A 24,301-nucleotide genomic window follows, 5' to 3' on the forward strand; every position below is an offset into this window, starting at 1 on the left:
TAAACACAAATTATTGCTACATTTGTGGGATTAATAAACATTAAAGAATTATGTCATACGGTTTACTTAAAGGCAAGAAGGGAATTATTTTTGGAGCCCTTAATGAACAATCTATCGCATGGAAAGTTGCTGAAAGATGCCACGAAGAAGGCGCAGAATTTATCCTGTCAAACGCTCCGATCGCTCTTAGAATGGGAGAATTAAACGGTTTAGCAGAAAAAACAGGTTCTGAGGTAATCGGTGCAGATGCAACTTCTATCGAAGATCTTGAAAAACTTTTTGATGCTGCTGTTGCAAAATTTGGTAAAATCGACTTCATCCTTCACTCGATTGGTATGTCTATCAATGTGAGAAAAGGAAAGCATTATACAGAAATGAACTATGATTGGTTGGAAAAAGGTTGGGATATTTCAGCAGTTTCTTTCCACAAAGTAATGAGAGTGGCTTACGAAAAAGACTGTATGAACGAATGGGGAAGTATTTTGGCACTAACTTATATTGCTGCTCAAAGAACATTCCCGGATTATAATGATATGTCTGACAACAAAGCTTATCTGGAAAGTATCGCAAGAACTTTCGGAAACTATTGGGGTGAAAGAAAAGTACGTGTAAACACGGTTTCTCAGTCTCCTACTCCAACTACTGCAGGAAGTGGTGTGAAAGGTTTCGGTGGTTTCTTAGGATATGCTGAAGATATGTCTCCACTAGGAAATGCTACGGCTCTTGAATGCGCAGATTATTGCGTTACTCTTTTCTCTGATTTAACGAAGAAAGTAACGATGCAGAATCTTTTCCATGATGGTGGATTCAGCAGCTCTGGTGTTACTCAGAAAGTAATCAGCAAATACGATGCTGAATAGTCATGAATAATGATTAATTGGTAATAAATAATATAAATCCGGAACGTTTTGTTTCGGATTTTTTTTGATTGTTATTTGTAAAGATCTTTTGAAAAAATAAATTCGGCGGAGCCAAAGGTTCCGCCGAATTTTAATTAAAAATATTAATAAGATGCGTGTAATTAAACTCTTGAATTAAAATCTTAATTCTGGTTATTCTAAAAGTTTGTCATTCCGAGGAACGAGGAATCTCTAATAATGATGTTGAGATTCTTCAATTCACTACGTTTCTTTCAGAATGACAAACGCTGTGTTCAATTCATATTTTCACAAAAAACGTTCAGTCTTCTACCACCAAAAGCGGGTTTTATCCCGCTCTTAGTTTTGAAAATTAGTATTTATTTTTCCCAATTAATTCTTTTGGTCTGAACATTTTGAGAATCTGTTCCGATCATGACATCAAAATCTCCAGCTTCCCAATCATAATTCAATTCATCATCATAGAATTTCAGATTTTCAGGAGTTAATGTAAAATTGATGGTTTTAGTTTCTCCTTTTTTAATGAAAACTTTTTGGAAACCTTTCAATTCTTTTACAGGTCGTACCACTTTTCCAAATAAATCTCTGATGTACAACTGCACCACTTCTTCCCCATCGTAATTTCCCGTATTAGAAACATTTACACTAATATTTAAAGTCTGATTTCCTTTAAGATTTATTGAACTTAAATTCATCTCAGAATATTTAAATTGAGTGTAACTTAAACCATAACCAAATGGAAATTTCGGATCATTGTCAAGATCAATGTATGCTGAAACATAATTTCTGTCGGTGTTATTTTTCGCAGGTCTTCCCGTGTTATAATGATTGTAATAAACAGGAATTTGTCCTTCAGTTCTAGGAAAAGACATTGGAAGTTTTCCACCCGGATTTACCGTTCCAAAAAGAACATCTGCGATAGAATTTCCGGCTTCTGTACCCAACCACCAAGTATAGATAATCGTTGAAATATTATTTGCTGCCCAATCAAAAACCAAAGGTCTTCCTGCATTGATCATTAAAACAATCGGTTTCCCTGTTTTAGCAATTTCTTTTAGAAGCTCTTCCTGAACTCCTGAAAAATGAATATTACTTCTGCTTTTCGCTTCTCCGCTCATTGCGTGACCTTCACCTAAAGTCATAATCACAATGTCTGCTTTTTTTGCCGTTTCTACAGCTTCTGCAAACATCGATTTGTCGTGATCATCAACATTGGCACCTTTTGCATACAATAAAGTAGAATTTTTATCTAATTGGTTTTTAATTCCATCAAACTGCGTAACGATTCTCTGATTGTCATCTTTAAATGCAATCGACCAAAAACCATGATTGGCAACTGTTTCTTTTCCAAAAGGACCAATTAAAGCCACCGTTTTAATAGATTTTGAAAGCGGAAGAATATTCTTTTCATTTTTAAGTAAAACAATGCTTTTTGAACCAAATTCTCTCCCGAATTTTCTATTTTCCTGATTGTTTAATTGGTCTTTCTGCCTCTTTTCACTACTAAATCTGTAAGGATCATCAAATAATCCCATTTCAAATTTTTTAACCAAAATTCTTCTCGTTGCGTCATCAATAAGCCTAGGATCAACTTTCCCTTCTTTAACCAATTTTGGAAGTTCAGCCATATAAGCACGACTTTCCATATCCATATCGGTTCCTGCATTCATGGCTTTTTCTGCAGCTTCTTTATTGTCTTTGGCATATCCGTGAGGAACCATTTCTCCGATACTTCCCCAATCTGAAACCACAAAACCTTTATAATTCCATTGGTCTTTTAAAAGATTTCTTAAAATATATTTGTTTGCTGTTGCCGGAATTCCATTAATGTCATTAAAAGAGTTCATGAAAGTTGCGACTCCCGCTTCTGCAGCAGCTTTGAAAGGAGGTAAATAAGTTTCGTGTAATTGCCTTAAACTCATATCCACAGAATTATAATCTCTTCCGCCAACAGCCGCTCCGTATGCTGCGAAATGTTTCGCACAGGCCATAATGGCGTCAAGATTTCCAAGACCTTTCCCCTGAAAACCTTTGATTCTTGCCAAACCAATTTGCATTCCCAAGTAGGTATCTTCACCCGAACCTTCCATCACTCTTCCCCATCTCGGATCTCTTGCAATGTCAATCATTGGTGCAAAAGTCCAGTGAATTCCGTAAGCTGAGGCTTCTGTGGCTGCAATTCGTTCTGATTTTTCAATTAATTTTAAATCCCAACTCGCTGCTTGTCCTAAATTCACGGGAAATGTTGTTCTGTAGCCATGAATGACGTCTTGACCAAACAATAATGGAATTCTTAACCTTGATTTTAAAGCTAATTCTTGAAATTTTTTCGTTTCTTCTGCTCCTGCAACATTGAGCATAGAACCAACTTTTCCTTTTTTTATTTCTTCTAAAACCGTCGCAGAATTTGAGTTTTGCGGACCCGTTGCATATTCAAAACCACTGTATTGAACGAGTTGTCCTACTTTTTCTTCCAACGTCATTTTTGATAACAACTCGGAAACTTTCTGATCGACCGTTTTTTGTCCGAAAGCGTTGAATCCGAATGCTGTAAATGCTAATATGAAATATATCTTCTTCATTTATAATTAGTTTTGGTATGTTTCTAAATGTAAAGTTCGCAAAGATTTTCTTATGAATAATGTTGCTGAATTCTTCAAGTTTGCTAAAATGTTTTACTTAGCAAAGAAAAACGAAGTTTTACCAATCAATAATAACACTAACTTAAAAAATATAAGTTGCTACAGAACTTCCGGTAATTGTAACGGGAGCTGTTTTCTGATTATATTTTATATTGAAACTTTCATCTGACTTATTATTGTTCTGAACAATCAAAACCGTTTTCCCTTCCGGAGTTTTGAAAGCAACGGTAGCCAAGTTTTCTGTTTGTGTAGAAGCTATTCTCTGAGAATTTGCCGGAACAAATTTTGAAGCATGAGCAATAATATAATACGCAACATTTCTTGTGAAATTTTCACTGTCTGAAACCGTAATCGCTCCTTTACATTCTGTACATCCTCCCGGAGTATGAGGTTTATATTGGGGATCATTCGCAAGATTCCATTCTAAAGCAATTTTACTCCAGTTTCTCATCGATCCGATGACAACATTTCTGGTATGCCAGTTTAGATCTTCATTAAAAGTTCCTTTTGCACCTGTCCATTGCTCTGTAAAATAAAGGTTTTTATTGGGATGAGCGTTGTGAACCGTACTTAAAGCGGAAATATCTCCTTCATACAGATGGAAAGCCGAACCATCGATATATTGATTGGCTTCAGGATCATTTAAAATATTAATGGCATATTCCGGTTTGTTACAATTGTGATCGTAAACAACGATTTTGGTTTTAATATTATTTGATTTAAAAATAGGACCTAAACTTTGCTTAATAAAATCTCTCTGTTGATCGGAAACCATAAGTAAACTTGGATTATTTCCCGGATGTAAAGGTTCGTTTTGAGGAGTAATTGCATCAATTGTAATTCCCTCTTTCTGCATTCCCTGAATATATTTTACGAAATATTTTGCGTAAACATCATAATATTCAGTTTTTAAGCTTCCACCAATCGATTTACCGTTATCTTTCATCCAAACCGGTGGCGACCAAGGTGCTGCGATGATTTTTATTTTAGGATTGATTGCTAAAATTTCTTTTAGCATTGAAATTAGGTCTTTATCTCTTGCCAAACTGAATTTAGAAAGAGAAGGATCAGTTTGACCTTCTGGCAAATCGTCATAAGAAAAAACTTCACCATCGAGATCAGATGCACCAATACTTAATCTTAAATAACTTATTGAAATTGAGTTCTTGTCATTTCCAAAAAGTTCGTTTAAAAGTGCTTTTCTTTTTGAAGGAGAAAGACGATTGATTACTTCAACACTTCCGCCGGTTAATGTATACCCAAAACCATCAATATATTGAAACTTCTGAGAGTCGTTAATTTCAATATTCTGAAAGTTATTAGAAGTATTTACAAAAGTTAATGCATTTTGTTGCTGTAATTTTACACTTTCATCACCTTTCGTCATCCAGATTTGGACTTTCTTATCTGTATTTGCTACAGATTTACACGAAGATAAAGGCAAAAGTACCACACCGCTAAATAGCAGTGCAGTACTTTTTAAAAAGAAACTATATGAAATTTTGTTTACCATATTTAGTAACCTGGGTTTTGGGTTAAATTCGGGTTATTATCCAATTGAGTCTGTGGAATTGGCCACAATAGTCTGTTTTGATTTAAATTATTTACATAAGGCAAAAGGTTTCCGTTAGCATCTCTTTGCTGTGAAAGTATAGAAATTGCTTTTCCTGTTCTCTTCAAATCAAACCAACGGTGACCTTCGAATGCTAATTCTAATTTTCTTTCTTTAAGAATTTTATTGATTCCATCATCTGTATTAGCAATTGTGATAGGAGTTAAACTTGAGCTAGCTCTTGCTCTCACTTGGTTGACCAGAGTTGCAGCATCGGTAAAATTTCCCTGACGAACTAAAGCTTCAGCTCTGATTAGTAACAAATCTGCATACCTCATCACATAAAAATTCTGATGTCCTGAAGTAATTCTCATTTTATACATGAAAGGGAAATTATTGCTTTGCCAGAAATTATCTGACCAGCTTACCGTAGTCGGAGAAAACCATACACTTGAATTTTTTCTTACATTATCACCTTCCGTGTTGAAAGTATTTACAATGTCGTAAGAAGGTGTGTTAAATTTCTTCCAGTCTGTTCCGTAAAACATTGAAGATCCCCATGCCCAAAGATTCCCTGCATTTCCGTTTGACTCGAAAATAGATTCTGCATTCGCTTCGTGGTTTCCATCAAAAAGCTGATCGTAAACCGGAAGTAATGAGTATCCTTGTCCCATTAATTGGGTTGTATAATCAATTACTTTTGCATAATCAGGATTTGGTTTTGTTGCGTAAACTTTTGCCAATAAAGATAAAGCTAAACCTCTTGTTGCTCTGTATTTATTTGAACTTGCAGGTGCGTTTGCTAAAGCTCCTTCTAAATCTGAGATAATTAAAGCGTAAACTTCATTTATAGGTTTTCTTGTTGGATAAACCTGTTCATAAACCTCATCAAAATTTTCGTCATTTACACCGATTACGGCTTTTGTAACCAAAGGAAAATCTCCCCAAAGCTGTACTCCATGGAAATTATACATTGCTCGCATAATCGCAGCCTCAGCTTTCATTTCAGCTTTTCTTGAACTTGTAAGACTAGGATCAGGAATGTTATCTACATAATTTAAAATTTTATTACAATTATTAATAAAAGTAAATAAGTAATTCCAGTCTCTGTTGACGTTTGAATTTGTTGCGATAATTCTATACTCATCCATTTGAAAATTTTGAACATTATCACTTCCTGCATGTGCAATTTCTGTTTGTGCATCACCATTGAAGAAATAATCCAGTTGCCAATATTCATTCCCTAAATCTACGTAGATAGCTGTCATTAAACTTTCAGCCTCTCCCGCCGTGGTGTAGGGTGCATCGGTAAGTGGAATGATCTTATCAGTAATGGGCTCAGTATCTAGATAATCACTACAAGAGGTAATTCCTATTGTTAAAGTAGTACCAAGCAAAAAATAATATATTGTTTTATTGAATTTCATAAGAGTTTAAATTAAAAGTTAGCTTTAAGACCGAAAATAAATGTTCTCACCTGAGGATAAGTTCCGTAATCAACTCCAGATACACCGTTTGTTGTATTAAAAGCATTCACTTCAGGATCGAAACCTGTATAATCTGTCCAGGTTAAAAGATTTTGCCCAGTTACATATAAGTTGATTTTACTCACCCCTTTGAATGGACTCAAGAAATTGTAACCTAATGTTGCACTTTTAAGTTTTAAGAAAGAACCATCTTCAACAAATCGGTCAGAAGCATATTGTGAGCTTGCAGAATTAGCTCTTGGAGTATTTGTAATTTGTCCCGGAGTCGTCCATCGGTCTAAAACTACAGTTGATTGATTTTTGAAATCATTCATCATTTCCAAATCAAATCTTGAAGCGTTATAGATTTCTGCTCCATAAGATCCTGTGATTAAGACATCTAAATACCAATTTTTATATGAAAAATTATTACTGAAACCAAAAGAAAAATCTGGATTTGGATTTCCAATGATTGCTCTGTCATTTGGGTCAAAAATGCCATTTCCATTATTGTCTTTATAAACCAAATCACCAGTTTGAGAATCAACATGACTTACCTGATACCCATAGAATGAACTGATTGGCTGACCTGGTGTAAATCTTGTTAAATAGGATCCAACCGTTTCTATATAAGCTTTATCAAGATTAGGCTGATATTTCAAGCTGTTAATTTGATTTTTAGTGAAAGAAATATTAAAGTTTGTATTCCAAGTAAACTCTCCTTTAAAGTTTTGAGTATTTAATCCTAATTCTAAACCTTTATTTTCCATACTTCCAACATTTTTAAGGATGTTTGGAACTGTAGGTCCCATAGAAATTGGAATAATCAAATTATCTGTTTTTCTTTGGTAAACATCTACACTTAACTTTATTCTGTTGTTAAGAAAACCAAAATCTACCCCCAGATTGGTATCACTAGTAACCTCCCAGCTCAAATCTGCACTATTCCATTGATACCAATAAGGTGTTCCTGAAGCACCAAGCTGTGTCATTCTCTCCAAATTTAAATGAGAATATGGAGGAATTCCCGATATATTACCGGTTTGTCCCCATCCTCCTCTAAGTTTTAATTCTGAGAAAATTCTGTTGTCTGCCATGAAATCTTCATTTGAAACTGTCCATGCACCCGAAACTCCTGGGAAGAATCCCCATTTATTACCTGGTGCTAGTGATGAACTTCCATTATACCTGAAAACTCCCATGATTGTATATTTATTATTATAGGTATACAATGCCCTTCCAAAAAACGATAAATCTCTTGAATGTTCTTTTACAAGTGTTTCACGTTTATTATCGATTGCTGAATTATAATCAAAAGCTATTGTCCCATCAGCAAAATTGTTTCCTGAAAAATTATGCCATGAGTTTCTTTTTTCGTGAACCTGAAAACCTCCCAACAATGATAAATCGTGCGATCCAGATTTTAAAGTGTAGGTTAAAGTATTTTCAAAGTTCATATCCTGATAAGTCGATGAATATTTACCACCAATACCTTTTTGTTGTCTTCCATAACTTGTCTGATAACCATCCGTAAACTGATCATTCGTAACATCAATTAAATCGAATGAAACCGTTGGTTTCCAAACCAAATTTTTAAGTATATTAACTTCCAATCCTAAATTACTCATAAAACGTTGCGTCTGAGTTTCATTTTTTCGGGATTGGTAAGCTACCGGGTTTTCCCAAGAAGATTGAAAAGGGTTTAAAGCAAATTGTCCGTCTTTATAACCATCAATGAAATTTCCGGAAGCATCTTTATCTCTTACTTTTAGCTGATTACCATAAATTGGCAGAAAAGAAGGTGTGTTTAAAGCACTTAAAATAACTCCTCCTCTCGAAGTTCCTAAATTATCGTTTGTATTTTTTAAACCTGTATTGATATAATTGAAATTACCGGTAAGTTTCAACCAATTGGTGATTTTTGCATCCAAATTCAACTTAGCTGAAATTCTTTCAAATCTTGCAGGATCAATAATCCCATCAATTCCCTGATATCCCAATGCAGAGTAAGCTCTTACTTTTTCGTTTCCAAAAGAATAATTTACATTATAGTTTTGATCAAAGCCTGTTCTGAAAACCTCATCTCTCCAATTGGTATTAATGCCTTCATATCTCGGATTGTTAATTGTCGTAAGAAAAGACGGATTAATTTCCGCCATCAACGTTTTGTATTGGTCTAAATTTAAAACATCAATATTGTTTACCGTTTTAGACATTCCCCAATATGCATTGAATGCCAATTGCGGTTTATTGGCTTTTCCTCTCTTTGTCGTAACAATTACAACTCCTGAAGAACCGTTAATTCCGTAGATTGCTGCAGAAGTAGCATCTTTCAGAATCGTCATATCGGTAATATCATCAGGATTAATTCCACTGATGTCAAAAGTTTGAATTCCATCTACTACATAAAGCGGATTTACACTTGATGAAATTGAATTGTTTCCTCTAATCTTCACATCAATTGCAGCTCCCGGTTTACCTGAAGACTGTATCACATTCACCCCTGCAGCATTTCCTTGCAAAGCCTGACCTACATTATAAATAGGTCTGTCGTCAAATGTTTCAGATTTTACGGTAGACACCGCACTCGTAAGGTTTGATTTTTTTACTGAACCATACCCAATAACTACAACTTCCTCAATCTTCTGCTCCTTTGAAACAGTATCGCGCGGTGTAGTCTGTGCATTGAAATTTGCCGTAAAATAAAGAGCGGCAATAATCCCCAAGCTTCTTGATATTTTTACATTCATATATAGTTAAGTTTTTAATTCTCAAATTGAGACAATAAAAATATATCTTTTTTTTATTAATTAACATTTTTTTAATAATTATTTTAATATTTCCACTATTTTTGGGCAATCAAAGGCTGTTGATTTAATAAATATTTGATTATTTGTTAAAATTTGGCTGATATAAATTCCCAAAATGACCACTAAACAACCAAATATTTCACTTCCACTGAAACTTACTTTCCTTGTTTTTTCAATGGTTTTAAATTGTATGGGGATTGTTATTTTACAGTTATCAGAGCAGAAAATAACCTATGATAAGCTTGGTTTTTTAGAGTCATTTAAAGATTTACCAATTGCGATATTTTCTCTTTTTGCAGTTAATTTTATCAGCAGGTTCGGAACGAAAAAATCATTGGTGTTTGCTTTAATGCTTGTCGGAATCTGTTCTTTATTCTTACCTTTTGTCGAAGTTTTTTGGTTTTTCAAATTATGGTTTGCCATTATCGGAACTTGTTTTGCGATAGGAAAAATTTGTGTTTATGGTATTATCCGAAATAATATGACCGAAGAAAAATCATTAGCTAAAACCATGAATAGCGTTGAGGCTTCTTTTATGATTGGTATTTTTACGGTGAATACAGGTTTTGGATGGTTAATTTCCAGCCAGTTTGGTGAATATTGGAAATTTGGCTTTATGTCTATTTCTCTGATTTCCTTTTTTACCGTTTATCTTTTTACGAAAGTTAAAATTGCCGAACCGCAAAATAAAAGCACGAGAATTTTCCCTGATTTATCAGGATTTGGGAAAACAACTTTTATACTTTTTTTTGCAGTAAGTTTTTTTATTATTTTTATCGAACAGAGTTTTAATTCCTGGCTTCCTGCATTTTATAAAGATCATTTAAAAGTTAATTCTTTCTTTGCGCTTCAGGCATCTTCGTTTTTGGCACTCTTTTCTTATACAGGAAGAGCAATTACTTCAAAGATTATTCAGCGATTTCCTTTGTCAAAATATTTTATGATGTGTGTGTTGATGATTATCATTTTATTGGTTATCATTTCAGGCATTCAGTTTTATTTTAGTGAAAATGCGAAGGTTTTGTTGTTCCTTTTTCCAATCATCGGTTTGTTTCTCGCACCACTCTATCCGGTAATTAACTCAAAAATGATTGCAAAAATTGACAAGGATAAAATCAATGCTTTTACTTCTTTAATAGTTAGTGTATCTTCAATAAGCAGCTCAATCAATTCAATTTCAATTTCGGTACTGTTTAAAAATCAAATGCTTACTTATTATTCCTTATATATTTTGGGAGCCGTTATTATGGTTTCCGTTTTAGCATATTCTTATTTTAAACTTAGTGCTAATAAAATTTAAAAAATAATTTTATTTTTACCCCATGAAAACTGATCACAATAAAAACATAGAGACCTTAAAAGAACTTATTGATAGTAAAGATCTTATCCCCAATGTATCCGTCGATTGTACTATTTTCGGGTTTCATGATAACATCCTGAAAGTTCTGCTATTAAAATACCACGACCTTAATTTGTACTCTCTTCCCGGTGGTTTTGTTTTTATTGATGAAGATTTAAGAGAAGCAGCAGATCGTGTTTTGTATGAAAGAACGCATCTTAAAGGTTTATTTTTGGAACAGTTTCATACTTTTGGAAGACTCAACAGAACCGAAAATAACGTCCACAAAACGTTAATTAACAACAAAGGTTTAGATGTTCCTAAGGATCACTGGATTTTACAAAGATTTATCACAGTTGGTTATTGCAGTTTAATAGATTTTACAATGGCAAATACTTTTCCTGATGCTTTTAACGAATCTTGTGCATGGTTTGAGGTAAATAAACTTCCACAAATGGCATTTGATCACGACAGAGTAATTGCTGAAGGGTTGGAATATTTGCGAAAAAACATCGATACTCAGGTTGCAGCAAGCAATTTGTTGCCCGAAAAATTCACGATGAAAGATTTACAATCATTGTATGAAACTATTTTGGGTGAAAAATTCAGACGAAATAATTTTCAGCGTAAAATATTAAGTACTAATTCTTTGGAAAGAATGGAGAAATTATTCGACGGTTCAGCAAATAAAGCACCTTATCTCTATAAATTCATCAAAAAATAGTTTTTTTTCTCTTTAAAGAAGTTTTCTTTTCAGCATTCCGAAAAAATCTTATTTTTAGAGAAATTAAATTACATGTCATATTATCCTCTTACAAGCATTCCTGATTATTATGGAATTGATGCTTTACTTACCGAAGAACACAAGCTTATCCGTCAATCTGTAAGAGATTGGGTTGAAAGTTTTGTAATGCCAAATATTGATCAGGCAGCTCAAAATCATACCGATTTACCAAATTTAATGAGAGAATTGGGGAAAATCGGAGCTTTAGGACCTTACATCCCTGAAGAATACGGTGGTTCTGGCCTTGATCAGATTTCTTACGGTTTAATTATGCAGGAATTGGAAAGAGGAGATTCTGCAGTGCGTTCTGCGGCATCTGTACAAAGTTCTTTGGTAATGTTTCCGATTAATGAATTCGGTTCTGAAGAACAAAAAAGAAAATACTTACCAAAGCTAGCTTCCGGTGAAATGATCGGATCTTTCGGTCTTACTGAGCCGAATCACGGTTCAGATCCAAGTTCTATGGAAACTTATTTTAAAGATATGGGAGATCATTATCTTTTAAATGGTGCCAAAATGTGGATTACCAATTCTCCGTTATGCGACATTGCGGTTGTTTGGGCTAAAAATGAAGAAGGAAAAGTACAGGGATTAATCGTTGAAAGAGGAATGGAAGGTTTTACCACTCCCGAAACTCACAATAAATGGAGCTTAAGAGCTTCTAAAACAGGCGAATTAGTATTTAATGATGTGAAAGTTCCGAAAGAAAACTTATTGCCAAATGTTACAGGATTAAAAGGACCTTTGTCTTGTCTAAATTCTGCGAGATACGGAATTTCTTGGGGCGTGATTGGTGCAGCAATCGACTGTTATTGTACTGCTGTTCAGTATTCTAAAGAAAGAAAACAGTTTGGTAAACCAATTGGTTCTTACCAATTACAACAGAAAAAATTAGCTGAATTTTTAACGGAAATCACAAAAGCTCAGCTACTTTGTTTACAATTAGGCAACTTGAAAAACGATCATAAAGCAAGTCCGGCTCAGATTTCTATGGCAAAAAGAAATAATGTAAAAATGGCGATTGATATTGCAAGAGAATCACGACAAATTCTTGGTGGAATGGGAATTATGGGCGAATTCCCGATGATGCGTCACGCTGCCAATTTAGAATCGGTAATTACTTACGAAGGAACACACGATGTTCACTTGTTGATCACAGGTCTTGATATTACAGGAATTAACGCTTTTTAGGCTAAAATAATATCTTCTCAAACCTAACAGGTTTTAAAAACCTGTTAGGTTTATTATTGATTGAAAATTAATTTCCAGTATTATTATTTCCAATCAAGCTAATAATTATAATTCTTAACATTTTCTAGGAAACTTATTTCAGGATTCAGAATTTCATGTATTAAATTTTGAATAGAAACCATTGCATCATCAAGACTTCCCTGAGCAAATTCCAACGAAACTACTCCTTTTTTAGCGTCCGCAAAACTCCAAATCCCAGTTTCTATGGGAAATCCCCAAAATTCAGGTAAACTTTGAATTACATATTGATATAAACAAAGCTGCATTGCCTGTTTTCTGTCACTGCTTTGGAAATAATCTGACTTGTTTAATTCATCAATCTTTACGGTAAGATTTTTGGTTTTTGCTGTTTTATAATCGATAATTCTAACCGTTCCGTTTAATCGGTCAATCCGGTCAATGAAACCAAAGAAAGAAACCTTGTCAGATTTGTCTTCATTCAGATAAAAATCTACGCCTTCAAACCTTCTTTCAATATCAATTATTTCTAAAGAATTACCCGCTTTTATCAATTCTAAATCATGGTTTAGAATATTCTCAATTACTTTTTTAGCAATGGCTTTATGGATGTAATTCATCCCTTTATTGTAAAATTCAGGCTGATGTTTTAGCTTCTCAATTGCAATATTTATAAATTCATCTATTCGTTTAATTGAATTTTGTAAGTCATTTAATTTTAAAACTTTACCTTTTAATACTTCATAAACTTCTTGAAGTGTGTAATGAACTAAATTCCCGTAATTTCTAATCGATAATTCTTCTTCAATTTCATCTGCTTCAGAGGTATTTAAAATCTTTGAAAGATAAAAATCAATCGGATTATAGAGGTAACTTGTCAAATGCGATGCCGACACTTTTTCTTTCCATTTTAAAAGTTGTTGCTGAACAATATCCGTTTTAAAAATTTCGATGGGCTGACTTAAAATAGGTTCTGAAGAATTCTCAACAATAACATGCTCAATGTGATGAGAACTTTCCATTTCGATCTGAGTAATAAATCTGCTCTTTTCTCCCGTATTTACACCAGAACTTAAAGCATTGAAAAGCAAATGTACATTTTGTGCATCTTGTATTAAACGGTAAAAGTGATACGCATAAATGCTATCGTTTTCAAGGAAAGTATGTAAGTCAAAATATCTTCTTATATCGAAAGGAATGTAAGTGTTTTGCGAGTTTCCAAGCGGTAATTTGCCTTCATTAACTGATAATAGAATTACATTTTCAAAATTTAAAAGACGGGTTTCCAAAAGTCCCATTACCTGAAGTCCTTTCAATGGTTCGCCCTGAAAATCGATGCTTTCTGAATTAATATGCTGATTAATCAGAATTTCAAGTGTTTCTATATTAATTCTAAAACCATAAGGTGTAATCTGGTTTTTAATAATTCTAAATGCATTTTCAAAATGAGAAACGTTTTCATATTGAATATCATCCAGTTTTAACCATTTAATCTTTTTGCAAAATGCTATAAGATCATCTAAAAACTGATAAACAGAATTTGATTTCTGAAGCAAATTAAAATACGAAAGATTGCCCAAAAGCTCAGTCAAAAGCTTCTGAGAAATATAGACGATGTTTCTTTCTTCAATTTTAGACTTAAAATTATTGATAATATTTTCGTCATCATCAGATTTCGGAAGTTCTTCAAGAATTGGATAAACATCACGATAATAATATGAAGATTTGCTTTTTTCAAGCTGTTTTTGGAGATAAAAAAGCTGTTTTACGGCATTCGAAAAAGAAAGGTTTTTCAGCGGAAAACCCATCGTAATATTGAGATTTTCAACTTCATGCATTACATCAAGACTTGCTGGAAGAAGGTTTTCATCAAGTAAAACAACCGCCGTATTCGTAAATGTTTTGTTATTAATATTTTTAAATAATTCAGGTAAAATTTTGGTTTGCGTTACATTACCTGAAACTTCGTAGACTTTAATGTTTTTAGGCTGGTTAAAATCATCTTCAATCCAATTGAAAGCTCGGTTATCATCAAATTCTTTCCACATTTTATGATTTCTGAGAAACTTTCCGGCCTCTTGTCTTTCGTCATCAAAATAATATTTATCTCCCTGAAAAAAACACTGCGCTTTGTTCCATTGTAAAAGACCTCTCACCAGTTTTTCTTCAACCGGAGTGAATGCATTAAAGCCACAAAAAACAAAATTTTCGGTATTGTTTTTTGCAAACTCTCCTATTTTTGCTTTGGCAGATTCGTGAATCATTCCCGGAGTTGCCCAGTTTTTTTCTTTTAATTTTTCCTTTAAAACAGGAAGAAAGATATTCATATTACGCCAAAAATTCAGGAATTTTTTTCGTGGAACTTCATCGTCGTCACCCAAATCCTGCGCCCATTCTTTAATACGTTCTTCATCAAACATATATTGTAAAACGGCTTCATCAGAATCTGAAAATTTTAAAATATCGTCCCAATCTTTCTGAAGCGTAGGAAACCATTTTAAAAATTCAGAAAAATCGTCGTTTGGAATAAGATTTAAACCTTTATAAACATCAAATGCAAAAAGCCACAGAGAAATCCCCTGAATCGTCTGTTGATCTACAATATTGATGATCAGTTCTTCAATCGTATAAAAATTGGGAAGAAATCCTGAGTAATTATTTTCTTCTAAAATCTGACGTATAAAAACAATGGGTCTTTTACCGGGAAGAACAATGTTAAATTGCGATAAATCAGTGTTTTGAATTAATAATTCATCGATAATTTTGTTTAGAAATTTCAAATTTTCTGATAGTTTTTTAGTTTTTCGAGTTCTTCACTAATTAAAATATTATATTCTGCCTGCTTTTCTTTATTCATACCATGTTCGGTTACACGATCATAGTCAGCCTGAAAGCTTTTGTAATCAGAAGAAATTTTAGCATAAATTGTTTTGAAAAACTTATTGTAATCGGCTGTGGTTTTTATTTTTTCTGAAACTTCTTTTCTAAGTTTTCTGGCGTGAATTTCTGCAATATCAAAGTGTTTCTGCTCATGAAGCAATACATGATCATTGATCCTTTTAGGGTCTTTCCATGATTTATTTTCATTAAAAACCGTCTGAATATTTATTTTCACAGGAACTTTGGGATCGCTCGATGTAGTTGCCGAAAACTCCCAACCGCAATGAGTATAAGCTACAACCGTTGCACCACCCAGATTATTGGTTTTGCTCTTAAAATTATCCCAAACCAGTTTCTGATTTTCGCTCCAGTTGATATTCTGAGCCGATACAACGTTGAAAATCAATAAAAAAACGATTAAAAAACACTTCATTATTCCACTACAATTGTTTTCGTAATCCAGTTATTATTGCCATTCCAGAATTTGAATGTATAATTTCCTTTTTTCTGCGGGCTAAAATTAATCTGGCTTGCCGATTTATGTTTTGCCTGAGTACAATTACCACTTGTAAAATACTGATAAGCAGTAATGTCTCTATCAAATTCTCCGGTATGAATATAGTCGTATCCGTAAAACCCTTGACATCCTGTATCGTACGTTGAATACGTTCGAATACTCTGAACCGAAAATACGCTCATCGTATCATTCACAATTTTTACACTGTCGATCTTTACTTTATCTACAGATTCTATCGTTTGATAATCATCATCATCTTTACAGGAAGTAAAAAAAAGACCTAAAACTGCCGCAGCAAAACTTATTTTCAATAGAGATTTCATGACATCGGATTTGATGGTTTGGAAGTATAAATTTAACGAAATAAATTCCAAAAATATTATCTTATGAATTAAAATTACCTTTTGAAAGATAAACCACTTTTTTAGTATCGAAAAACTCTTCATCAAAATAGTTTTTAAGACTGAAAAGTTCACATTTTAGTCCTGCGAGTTCTTCGGCTAGATCTCCGCCTTTTAGATATAAAACGCCGTTATGTTTTGCATTGAACTGTTCTTTTTCAAATTTCCCTTTCAGCCATCTTAAAAATTCAGGCATCTGAGTAACGGCGCGACTTACCACAAAATGGAATTTTTCTTTTACTTTTTCTGCTCTTCCATGAATGGCAGTAAGATTTGACAAACCTATTCCTTCCGCAACAGCATTTACCACCGTGATTTTTTTACCGATTGAATCAATTAAAGTAAACTGAGTTTCAGGAAACAAAATTGCCAAAGGAATTCCTGGAAAACCACCACCTGTTCCAACGTCTAAAACTTTTGTTCCGGGAGCGAATTCCATAATTTTTGCGATACCTAAAGAATGCAGAATGTGCTTCTCGTAAAGAGATTCCATATCTTTTCGGGAAATAACGTTGATTTTTTCGTTCCATTCTCCATACAGATTTTCGAGCTTTGTAAACTGCTCAATTTGTTTTTCTGTAAGATCCGGAAAGTATTTTTGAATGATTGCTATCGACATAAAAGTAATTCTAAAGGGCAAAAATAAGTTTTATTAACAGTTTATTCAAATTAAGTTTTTATATATATTTGTTAAAAAGACAAAAAGAATACATGAATAAACTTTCAGACAGAGTAAACAGGTTGGGTTACTCGCAGACATTCGTCATGTCAAACAAAGCTAGAGAAATGAAAGCCAACGGAATAGATGTGATTTCTTTAACATTAGGCGAACCGGATTTCGACGTTCCCGATAATATCAAAGAAGCTGCTTTTACAGCAATCAATGAAAATTACAGCCACTACTCTCCTGTTCCGGGATTTTTAGAACTTCGTCAGGCGATTTCTGAAAAATTAAAAAGAGACAATCAACTCGATTATAAACCGACACAAATCTGTGTTTCAAACGGAGCTAAACAAGCAATTATTAATGTTTTAGCAGCGATTATCAATGATGGAGATGAAGTAATTCTTCCTACTCCTTTCTGGGTAAGCTATGATGAAATGGTAAAAATGATGGGCGGAAATTCTGTAATGCTTCCTACTTCTTACGTTACCGATTTTAAAATCACAGCAGAACAGCTTGAAGAAGCGATTAATGAAAAAACAAAAGCTATTCTTTTTAGCTCGCCTTGTAACCCTTCAGGTGGATATTATACCTATGATGAATTGAAATCTTTAGCGAAAGTGATTGCTAAGTATCCTCATGTAACGGTAATTTCCGATGAAATCTACGAATACATCAATTACGAAACTAAAACGACATCTATCGCCCAGTTTCCTGAAGTTTATGAGCAAACCGCTGTTATCAACGGAATGTCTAAAGCTTTTGCAATGACAGGTTGGAGAATCGGTTATTCCGCTTGTCCGGAATGGTTGGCAAAAGCTTGTGAAAAAATTCAGGGACAAATGACGAGCGGAGCGAATACTGTTGCTCAGAGAGCTTCAATTGTTGCTTTAAAAACCGATCCGTCTGAATATAAATACATGATTGATGCATTTAAGGAAAGAAGAAATCTGGTTTTTGATCTAATGAAAGAAATTCCAGGTTTTAAGGTACTTTTACCAAAAGCTGCTTTTTACTTTTATCCTGATATTTCTCACTATATCGGAAAAACATTAGACGGAACTGAAATAAAAGATGCTGATGATTTTGCAATGTTTATTTTAGAAAACGCTCATGTAGGCTGTGTTGGCGGAGTTTCATTCGGAAGTCCGGAATGTATCAGATTCTCTTATGCAGCCTCTGAAGAAGATTTAAGAGAAGCGATGAAAAGAATAAAAGAATTATTAGAAAAATTTAATTAAAAACAACCATGAATCTATTTAAAAAATTAACGATTGTAACCAGTATTGCTGCAGCAAGCTTTTGTGGATATGCTCAAGCTCAGGATTTTCAGTGGAAAGAAGCCAAATCAAATGGTTACACGTATAAATATGTAACCAACGATCCTACTTCTGCAAGATATTATAAGCTTAAAAACGGACTTACTGTAATTTTAAGTGCGACCAATAAAGAACCAAGAATCCAAACTTATATTGCTACAAAAGCAGGGAGTAAAACCGATCCGTCAACTCACACTGGTCTTGCGCATTATCTGGAACACATGCTCTTCAAAGGAACAGATAAGTTTGGTTCAAAAGATTGGGCAAAAGAAAAACCTCTTTTAGACAAAGTTGATGCTCTTTACGAAAAGTACAATCAGACAAAAGACGAAGCCAAAAGAAAAGAAATTTATAAAGAAATAGATAAAGTTTCGGGTGAAGCTGCCAACTACGCTATTGCCAATGAATACGATAAAATGATGGCAGGAATGGGTGCAGATGGAACCAATGCATTTACTTCTTTCGAGCAAACTGTTTATGTAGAAGATATTCCTGCAAATGCAGTTGATAAATTTTTGGCTGTGCAGTCAGAACGTTTCAGAGCACCTGTTTTAAGACTTTTCCATACAGAACTTGAAGCCGTTTATGAAGAGAAAAACAGAAGTTTGGATGATGATACCGATAAAGTTTACGATAAAATGTTTGAGACTTTGTTTCCGAATAACAACTATGGTAAACAGACCACCATCGGAACCATTGAGCATTTGAAAAACCCTTCTTTAAAAGCAATTAGAGAATATTACAACAATTATTATGTTCCCAATAATATGGGAGTGATTATGTCGGGAGATTTTAATCCTGATGAAATGATTGCTAAAATCGATAAGGCTTTTTCTTACATGAAGTCTAAAGCTATTCCAAGCTACGTTGTCGGACAAGAAAAGCCAATTGCATCACCCATTGTAAAAGAAGTTGTAGGCCCAAATCCCGAAAGTGTAATGATGGGATTCAGATTTCCGGGAGCAACGACCAAAGACGCAAGGCTTTTGACTTTAATTGGAAATATGCTGACCAACGGACAAGCCGGATTAATTGACCTGGATCTTGTAAAAAAGCAAAAACTTTTGGCAGCTTATGCATTTCCGTATGTTTTAAAAGATTATTCGGTGTTGCTTTTACAAGGCAGACCAACTGAAGGTCAGTCTTTGGACGAAGTGAGAAATCTTCTTCTTCAGGAAATTGAAAAACTTAGAAAAGGTGAATTTTCAGATGATTTAATTCCGTCTATTGTTAATAACGAGAAGAAAAACATCATTCAGAAAGACGAAAAATATTCTTCCAGAGCAAGTATCTTAATGGATGAATTTACATCTGATATTGATCACAAAGCTTCATTAGAATATTTAGAGGAAATATCTAAGCTTACGAAAAAAGATATTATGGATTTTGCATCTAAATATCTTCAGAATAACAATTACGTTGCGATCTACAAGAAGAAAGGCGAAGATAAAAGCATTGTAAAAGTAGATAAGCCAACTATTACACCGGTTTCGGTAAACAGAGAAGACCAGTCTCCGTTTCTTAAGAAAATCGATGCGATCCCGGAAAACAATATTTCTCCGGTTTGGTTAAATTTCGACAAAGATATTGCAAAAAGCAAAGTAAAAAGCGTTGATATTCTTTCTGTAAAAAACACAGATAATGATCTTTTCAGAATGTATTATTATTTCGATTCAGGTAAATGGAATAATAAAATGCTTCCGCTAGCTGCAGAATATTTAGAATATTTAGGAACAAAAAATAAGTCTTCTGAAGCAATCAGTAAAGAATTTTACAAACTGGCTTCAAGCTTTAGGATAAGCGCAGGAAACGAAGAAACGTATGTAATATTAGAAGGTTTAAATGAAAACTTTGATAAGACTGCAGATTTATTTGAGGATCTAATTAAAAACTGTGTAGCAGACCAAAAAGCTTTAGATTCTTACAAAGCAAGACTGAAAAAAGCCAGAGCCAACGCAAAACAAAATAAAGGAACAATTATGAGCGGACTAAGAAGCTATGCTCAATACGGTCCTCAAAATCCGTTCAATAATGTTTTAACTGATGCAGAATTGGATGCCTTAAAAGCGGAAGATTTGGTGAATGTTCTTCATGATTTGTTTAATTTTAAACATAAAATTCTTCACTACGGACCAAAATCTGCTAACGAAGTTTCATCTTCTTTAACCCTGATTCATAAAGTTCCGGCAACATTGAAAGAAATGCCGAAATCTAAAACCTTTACTCAGGTTCCGACGGATAAAAATAAAGTTTTGTTTGCCAATTATGATATGGTACAGGCTGAAGTATTCTGGGTAAGAAATGCAGATAATTACAACCCAAATCTTAACCCTACAATAAGTTTGTTTAACAATTATTTTGGTGGCGGAATGGGTTCTATCGTTTTCCAGACCATCAGAGAATCTAAAGCTTTGGCGTATTCTACTTATTCGTATTTTGCCCAACCTAGTAAAAAAGATGACAAAAATATGATTATGGCTTATGTAGGAACTCAGGCTGACAAACTGAATGAATCTACCACAGCGATGAACGAACTTTTAACAGCTCTTCCAAAATCTGATCAGTTATTTGAAACTGCAAAAAGCGGATTAAGAAAAACGATCGCTGCAGAAAGAATTACCCAAGATGGAATTATTTTCTCTTATTTATCAGCTCAAAAATTGGGTCTTGATTATGACAGAAGGAAAAATGTGTATGAACAATCTCCGAAACTAAATTTTGCAGACATCAATACCTTCCATGATTCTGAAATGAAAGGGAAAAATTACACTTACTGTCTTGTCGCTGCACAAGATAAAGTGAAAGATGAAGATTTACAGAAATTGGGTGAGCTTAAAAAATTAAGTCTTACTGAAATATTCGGTTATTAAAAACCAGAAAGAGCTTCGAAAGAGGCTCTTTTTTTATTTAATTATATTCTTTTAAGATCTTGTCTAAATTTTCTTTTGAAATTAATCCTGTAAATTGATATAAGACTTTAAAATTATTGTCAATAATTATTGTATAAGGAACGGTATTTGAAAATCCGAAACTCGCTTCTAAAAGTTTTTGATCTTGTAAATTTGCAATCAATTGTTTCCAAGTCATTTTCTGTTCTGATAGTTTCTTTTTCCATGCTTTTTCATCTTTATCTATTGAGATTGATATTAATTCTAAGTCTTTATTTTCCTTATTTATTTTTTTCAGATATGGGATTTCCTGTAAACAAGGGCCACACCAACTCGCCCAAAAAACGATTAAATGTTTTTTATAATCTTCATTGATGATTTTTTGGTTCTTTTCATTATTGCTCTTTAAAGACGTGATTATTTTTTCTTTTTTTGATTTATTTTTTAAAGCGATAAAGTTTTCAATGTTATTGTAAACCAGTGATTTCTTAATATCATTATTAAACAAATGCATCAATTTTTCTAAATCTTTTGCATCCAAATCATTTTTATGATCTTGCAATTCATAAAGAAGATGATAGGAAAAAGGATATTTTTTTATTTTTTCACCAATCAAATTTACTGTTGTTATATCTATATTATCAAATAAATCAATTTCAGATTCTAAGTAAGCTAAAGTTTGTTTCCCACCGTTTACAGTAGTATTAGCATATATTGTATGAGAATTTGAAACTTCTTTATTTATTTTTAAAGGCTTATCAAAAATGATTAGAGAATCAGACATTATTCTATCAACATATTTTGTTTTATCTGATTTTAAACCTTTTTTGGGAAAGAAAAATAATGTTTTTAAATTCTGACGATCGTAGTGAAAGAAACCGATATATTGAGGTTCGTTTTCTAAAAACATATGCTCTAAATAAAACTTTCCATTTATTGCATCAGCACTATCAATAACATGATCAAAAGTATTTTTGTATAAGTAAATTTTACCATCAGTTAGGTTTTCAATATTTCCTTTTATGATCGTTTTCAAAGTATCAGATTTTACCTTTCCATTAATGAAAATACCCCATAATAGAATTAAAAAAAAATATTCTTCTCATTTATTAAAAATTGTATGGAATCATTTGCTAAAAGTTTTTCTGAAGAATCTTTGATTAAATTTCTTGTTTCTAATTTGTCTTTTTTAAAAACTCCTCAAGTTCTTCAGGAGAAATATCCTTTTTAATAATTAAAAATTTAGTTTAGCATATTCTTTGTCTTTTATTTTGCTGGATGTAGCAATTTTTTAGATTGCTTTTACAAGTTTAAAAATTCCTTTACCTCTTGCCAACTAGGAAACTGATTATATTAATCAGAAAATTAATTAAAAAACAAAATACACTCAAAAACGTTTACATAATTCGTTCAAAAAATCGAAAGACTAAATGATTTTCCATTTTAATTTGTAAAATTCCGGAATTGTACAATACATTTTCTTGATTTTAGAAGCAAACATCATTAAGTTGGCTTCTTAATATTTTAACAGTTGTATAACTTAAAAATGAATAACACCCGTTTTCACAAGAATTAATTTAGAAATATGGACATTGGCACAAAAATCAAAAAACTAAGAGACGAAAATCATCTTTCCCAGAGTGAATTAGCTTTTCAGCTGGGTATTTCACAGGGAACTTTACACAATATAGAAAGTGGAAATTCAAAGAAAATAGATTTTTTATTGATGGATAAAATTTGTCAGTTTTTTGATAAAGATTTTGAATACTTTTTAGACTCAAAAACAGATGATACTATAAATTGTCATCAATCAATTTATGAAATGAATCTCGTTTCGGAGCTTTTCTTCCAACAATTTATAGATATTATCCAAAAAAATAAAGATGATATTCATGAATTGAAAAAGAAATTAGATTTTGAGCAATAAAACCATCTTTAATACAATGATAAAGCTTTAAACAAACATTTTTTTTCATTGTAACAAAAAAACAATTATAGATTTTATTTATCAATAAGTATTTTTCCAATAGACAAAACTATGTATATTTGCATTGTAAAATTAATCAAATAAAAAATTAGAAAATTATGTCTTTAGTAGGTAAAAAATTTCCAAACGTAACGATTGATGCAATGTCTGAAATGGGTGATGATCTTAGAATCAACATCTTTGAAGAAACTACAACAAACCAACAGAAAGTACTTTTATTCTGGTATCCAAAAGATTTTACTTTTGTTTGCCCGACTGAGCTTCACGCATTTCAAGAAGCTTTAGGCGAGTTTGAAAAAAGAAACACTAAAGTAATTGGTGCTTCTTGTGATACAAACGAAGTACACTTTGCTTGGTTAAATGTTTCAAAAGACAACGGTGGTATTGAAGGAGTTACTTATCCGCTTTTAGCTGATACTCACAGACAATTGGCAAATATTTTAGGAATTGTAGATCAGGATTTCGAATACAACGAAGAAGGTGAAGAAGTTTTCACTGGTTCAAACGTAACATACAGAGCAACTTATTTGATCGACGAAACAGGAAAAGTTTTCCACGAGTCGGTAAATGACATGCCTTTGGGAAGAAATGTAAAAGAATATTTAAGATTAATCGATGCTTATACGCACGTTCAGAAGCACGGTGAAGTTTGTCCTGCAAACTGGGAAGAAGGTAAAGATGCAATGAAAGCTGACAGAACTTCTACTGCTGAATATTTAGCAAAGAACTAAGATAATGTGGTAATTTGAAAATGAGATAATTTGAAAATTGATCACATGATTATTTAAAAATTATCTCATTTTCTATTTCTAAGAGCCTGTTTAAATTTTTATTAAATGTTTTTCTATTGCCTTTGTCTTAATTTTCTAAATTAAAATAAACTTTGTTTATTCTTATTTTAACATTAAGGTATTTAGTTATTTAAGCAGGAAATGGTTAAGAAATCAACACGTTGATTTTGTATT

At 32.9% G+C, this 24,301-nt stretch carries 17 protein-coding genes; 8 read left to right on the plus strand and 9 right to left on the minus strand.

Annotated features, from left to right (window positions below):
* Positions 1–50: 50 nt before the first annotated feature.
* Complete coding sequence (locus OEW74_RS06845; protein ID WP_265427764.1) at positions 51–860, plus strand: enoyl-ACP reductase FabI; 810 nt, start codon at positions 51–53, stop codon at positions 858–860.
* Positions 861–1,237: 377 nt separating this feature from the next.
* On the opposite strand, the gene bglX is transcribed toward OEW74_RS06845, so the two are convergent.
* The 4 genes from bglX to OEW74_RS06865 form a co-directional block, all read right to left on the minus strand.
* Positions 1,238–3,460 (minus strand): beta-glucosidase BglX, encoded by a 2,223-nt coding sequence (gene bglX / locus OEW74_RS06850; RefSeq protein WP_265427765.1) that lies wholly within the window; start codon positions 3,458–3,460, stop codon positions 1,238–1,240.
* A 142-nt stretch (positions 3,461–3,602) separates the two neighbouring features.
* A complete protein-coding gene (locus tag OEW74_RS06855; RefSeq protein ID WP_265427766.1) occupies positions 3,603–5,033 on the minus strand; it encodes a glycoside hydrolase family 30 protein in 1,431 nt (476 codons plus the stop codon).
* Between the two features lie 2 nt (positions 5,034–5,035).
* Entirely contained in the window at positions 5,036–6,499 is a 1,464-nt protein-coding gene (locus OEW74_RS06860; protein WP_265427767.1) for a RagB/SusD family nutrient uptake outer membrane protein, read from the minus strand.
* An 11-nt stretch (positions 6,500–6,510) separates the two neighbouring features.
* Positions 6,511–9,288, minus strand: coding sequence for a SusC/RagA family TonB-linked outer membrane protein (locus OEW74_RS06865; protein WP_265427768.1), 2,778 nt, complete (start codon positions 9,286–9,288; stop codon positions 6,511–6,513).
* 175 nt (positions 9,289–9,463) lie between these two features.
* Here OEW74_RS06865 and OEW74_RS06870 point away from each other — a divergent pair, with 175 nt between their 5' ends.
* The 3 genes from OEW74_RS06870 (at position 9,464) to OEW74_RS06880 (ending at position 12,662) form a co-directional block, all read left to right on the plus strand.
* A complete protein-coding gene (locus OEW74_RS06870) occupies positions 9,464–10,648 on the plus strand; it encodes an MFS transporter (RefSeq protein ID WP_265427769.1) in 1,185 nt (394 codons plus the stop codon).
* 22 nt (positions 10,649–10,670) lie between these two features.
* Positions 10,671–11,411: an NUDIX hydrolase gene (locus OEW74_RS06875; RefSeq protein ID WP_066679059.1), complete on the plus strand. Its 741-nt coding sequence runs from the start codon at positions 10,671–10,673 to the stop codon at positions 11,409–11,411.
* Between the two features lie 72 nt (positions 11,412–11,483).
* Positions 11,484–12,662, plus strand: coding sequence for an acyl-CoA dehydrogenase family protein (locus OEW74_RS06880; protein ID WP_265427770.1), 1,179 nt, complete (start codon positions 11,484–11,486; stop codon positions 12,660–12,662).
* Between the two features lie 98 nt (positions 12,663–12,760).
* Here the strand turns inward: OEW74_RS06880 and OEW74_RS06885 are convergent, their stop codons facing one another.
* From OEW74_RS06885 to rsmG, 4 genes are all read right to left on the minus strand, one after another.
* The gene (locus OEW74_RS06885) at positions 12,761–15,460 is read right to left on the minus strand and encodes a PD-(D/E)XK nuclease family protein (protein ID WP_265427771.1); all 2,700 of its coding nucleotides are present in this window, start codon (positions 15,458–15,460) and stop codon (positions 12,761–12,763) included.
* The gene (locus OEW74_RS06890; RefSeq protein ID WP_265427772.1) at positions 15,457–15,993 is read right to left on the minus strand and encodes a DUF922 domain-containing protein; all 537 of its coding nucleotides are present in this window, start codon (positions 15,991–15,993) and stop codon (positions 15,457–15,459) included. Before OEW74_RS06890 ends, OEW74_RS06885 begins: the two co-directional genes overlap by 4 nt.
* Positions 15,993–16,400, minus strand: a complete 408-nt coding sequence (locus OEW74_RS06895; RefSeq protein WP_265427773.1) for a hypothetical protein — start codon at positions 16,398–16,400, stop codon at positions 15,993–15,995. Before OEW74_RS06895 ends, OEW74_RS06890 begins: the two co-directional genes overlap by 1 nt.
* A 61-nt stretch (positions 16,401–16,461) precedes the next feature.
* Complete coding sequence (rsmG, locus tag OEW74_RS06900) at positions 16,462–17,097, minus strand: 16S rRNA (guanine(527)-N(7))-methyltransferase RsmG (RefSeq protein ID WP_265427774.1); 636 nt, start codon at positions 17,095–17,097, stop codon at positions 16,462–16,464.
* 92 nt (positions 17,098–17,189) lie between these two features.
* On the opposite strand from rsmG, the gene OEW74_RS06905 reads away from it, so the two are divergent.
* Positions 17,190–18,383, plus strand: coding sequence for a pyridoxal phosphate-dependent aminotransferase (locus tag OEW74_RS06905; RefSeq protein WP_265427775.1), 1,194 nt, complete (start codon positions 17,190–17,192; stop codon positions 18,381–18,383).
* Positions 18,384–18,391: 8 nt separating this feature from the next.
* Positions 18,392–21,331: a M16 family metallopeptidase gene (locus tag OEW74_RS06910; protein ID WP_265427776.1), complete on the plus strand. Its 2,940-nt coding sequence runs from the start codon at positions 18,392–18,394 to the stop codon at positions 21,329–21,331.
* 37 nt (positions 21,332–21,368) lie between these two features.
* Here OEW74_RS06910 and OEW74_RS06915 read toward each other — a convergent pair whose 3' ends face one another.
* Positions 21,369–22,385 carry a TlpA disulfide reductase family protein gene (locus OEW74_RS06915; protein ID WP_265427777.1) on the minus strand — a complete coding sequence of 339 codons (1,017 nt, stop codon included), beginning with the start codon at positions 22,383–22,385 and terminating at the stop codon, positions 21,369–21,371.
* Positions 22,386–22,934: 549 nt separating this feature from the next.
* Here OEW74_RS06915 and OEW74_RS06920 point away from each other — a divergent pair.
* Both OEW74_RS06920 and OEW74_RS06925 read left to right on the plus strand, forming a co-directional pair.
* A complete protein-coding gene (locus OEW74_RS06920) occupies positions 22,935–23,276 on the plus strand; it encodes a helix-turn-helix domain-containing protein (RefSeq protein ID WP_265427778.1) in 342 nt (113 codons plus the stop codon).
* Between the two features lie 158 nt (positions 23,277–23,434).
* Positions 23,435–24,067: a peroxiredoxin gene (locus OEW74_RS06925; protein WP_265427779.1), complete on the plus strand. Its 633-nt coding sequence runs from the start codon at positions 23,435–23,437 to the stop codon at positions 24,065–24,067.
* Positions 24,068–24,301: the final 234 nt, after the last annotated feature.

Origin of the sequence: Chryseobacterium sp. YIM B08800, assembly GCF_026163565.1 — a bacterium.
GTDB lineage: Bacteria > Bacteroidota > Bacteroidia > Flavobacteriales > Weeksellaceae > Chryseobacterium.

Bases quoted from the DNA above. Each gene is read 5' to 3' on its own strand.
- OEW74_RS06890 (WP_265427772.1), bottom strand. From the start codon at position 15,993: ATGAAGTGTTTTTTAATCGTTTTTTTATTGATTTTCAACGTTGTATCG.
- bglX (WP_265427765.1), bottom strand. From the start codon at position 3,460: ATGAAGAAGATATATTTCATATTAGCATTTACAGCATTCGGATTCAAC.
- OEW74_RS06925 (WP_265427779.1), top strand. From the start codon at position 23,435: ATGTCTTTAGTAGGTAAAAAATTTCCAAACGTAACGATTGATGCAATG.
- OEW74_RS06910 (WP_265427776.1), top strand. From the start codon at position 18,392: ATGAATCTATTTAAAAAATTAACGATTGTAACCAGTATTGCTGCAGCA.
- OEW74_RS06920 (WP_265427778.1), top strand. From the start codon at position 22,935: ATGGACATTGGCACAAAAATCAAAAAACTAAGAGACGAAAATCATCTT.
- OEW74_RS06875 (WP_066679059.1), top strand. From the start codon at position 10,671: ATGAAAACTGATCACAATAAAAACATAGAGACCTTAAAAGAACTTATT.
- OEW74_RS06855 (WP_265427766.1), bottom strand. From the start codon at position 5,033: ATGGTAAACAAAATTTCATATAGTTTCTTTTTAAAAAGTACTGCACTG.
- OEW74_RS06895 (WP_265427773.1), bottom strand. From the start codon at position 16,400: ATGAAATCTCTATTGAAAATAAGTTTTGCTGCGGCAGTTTTAGGTCTT.
- rsmG (WP_265427774.1), bottom strand. From the start codon at position 17,097: ATGTCGATAGCAATCATTCAAAAATACTTTCCGGATCTTACAGAAAAA.
- OEW74_RS06865 (WP_265427768.1), bottom strand. From the start codon at position 9,288: ATGAATGTAAAAATATCAAGAAGCTTGGGGATTATTGCCGCTCTTTAT.
- OEW74_RS06880 (WP_265427770.1), top strand. From the start codon at position 11,484: ATGTCATATTATCCTCTTACAAGCATTCCTGATTATTATGGAATTGAT.
- OEW74_RS06870 (WP_265427769.1), top strand. From the start codon at position 9,464: ATGACCACTAAACAACCAAATATTTCACTTCCACTGAAACTTACTTTC.
- OEW74_RS06860 (WP_265427767.1), bottom strand. From the start codon at position 6,499: ATGAAATTCAATAAAACAATATATTATTTTTTGCTTGGTACTACTTTA.
- OEW74_RS06905 (WP_265427775.1), top strand. From the start codon at position 17,190: ATGAATAAACTTTCAGACAGAGTAAACAGGTTGGGTTACTCGCAGACA.
- OEW74_RS06845 (WP_265427764.1), top strand. From the start codon at position 51: ATGTCATACGGTTTACTTAAAGGCAAGAAGGGAATTATTTTTGGAGCC.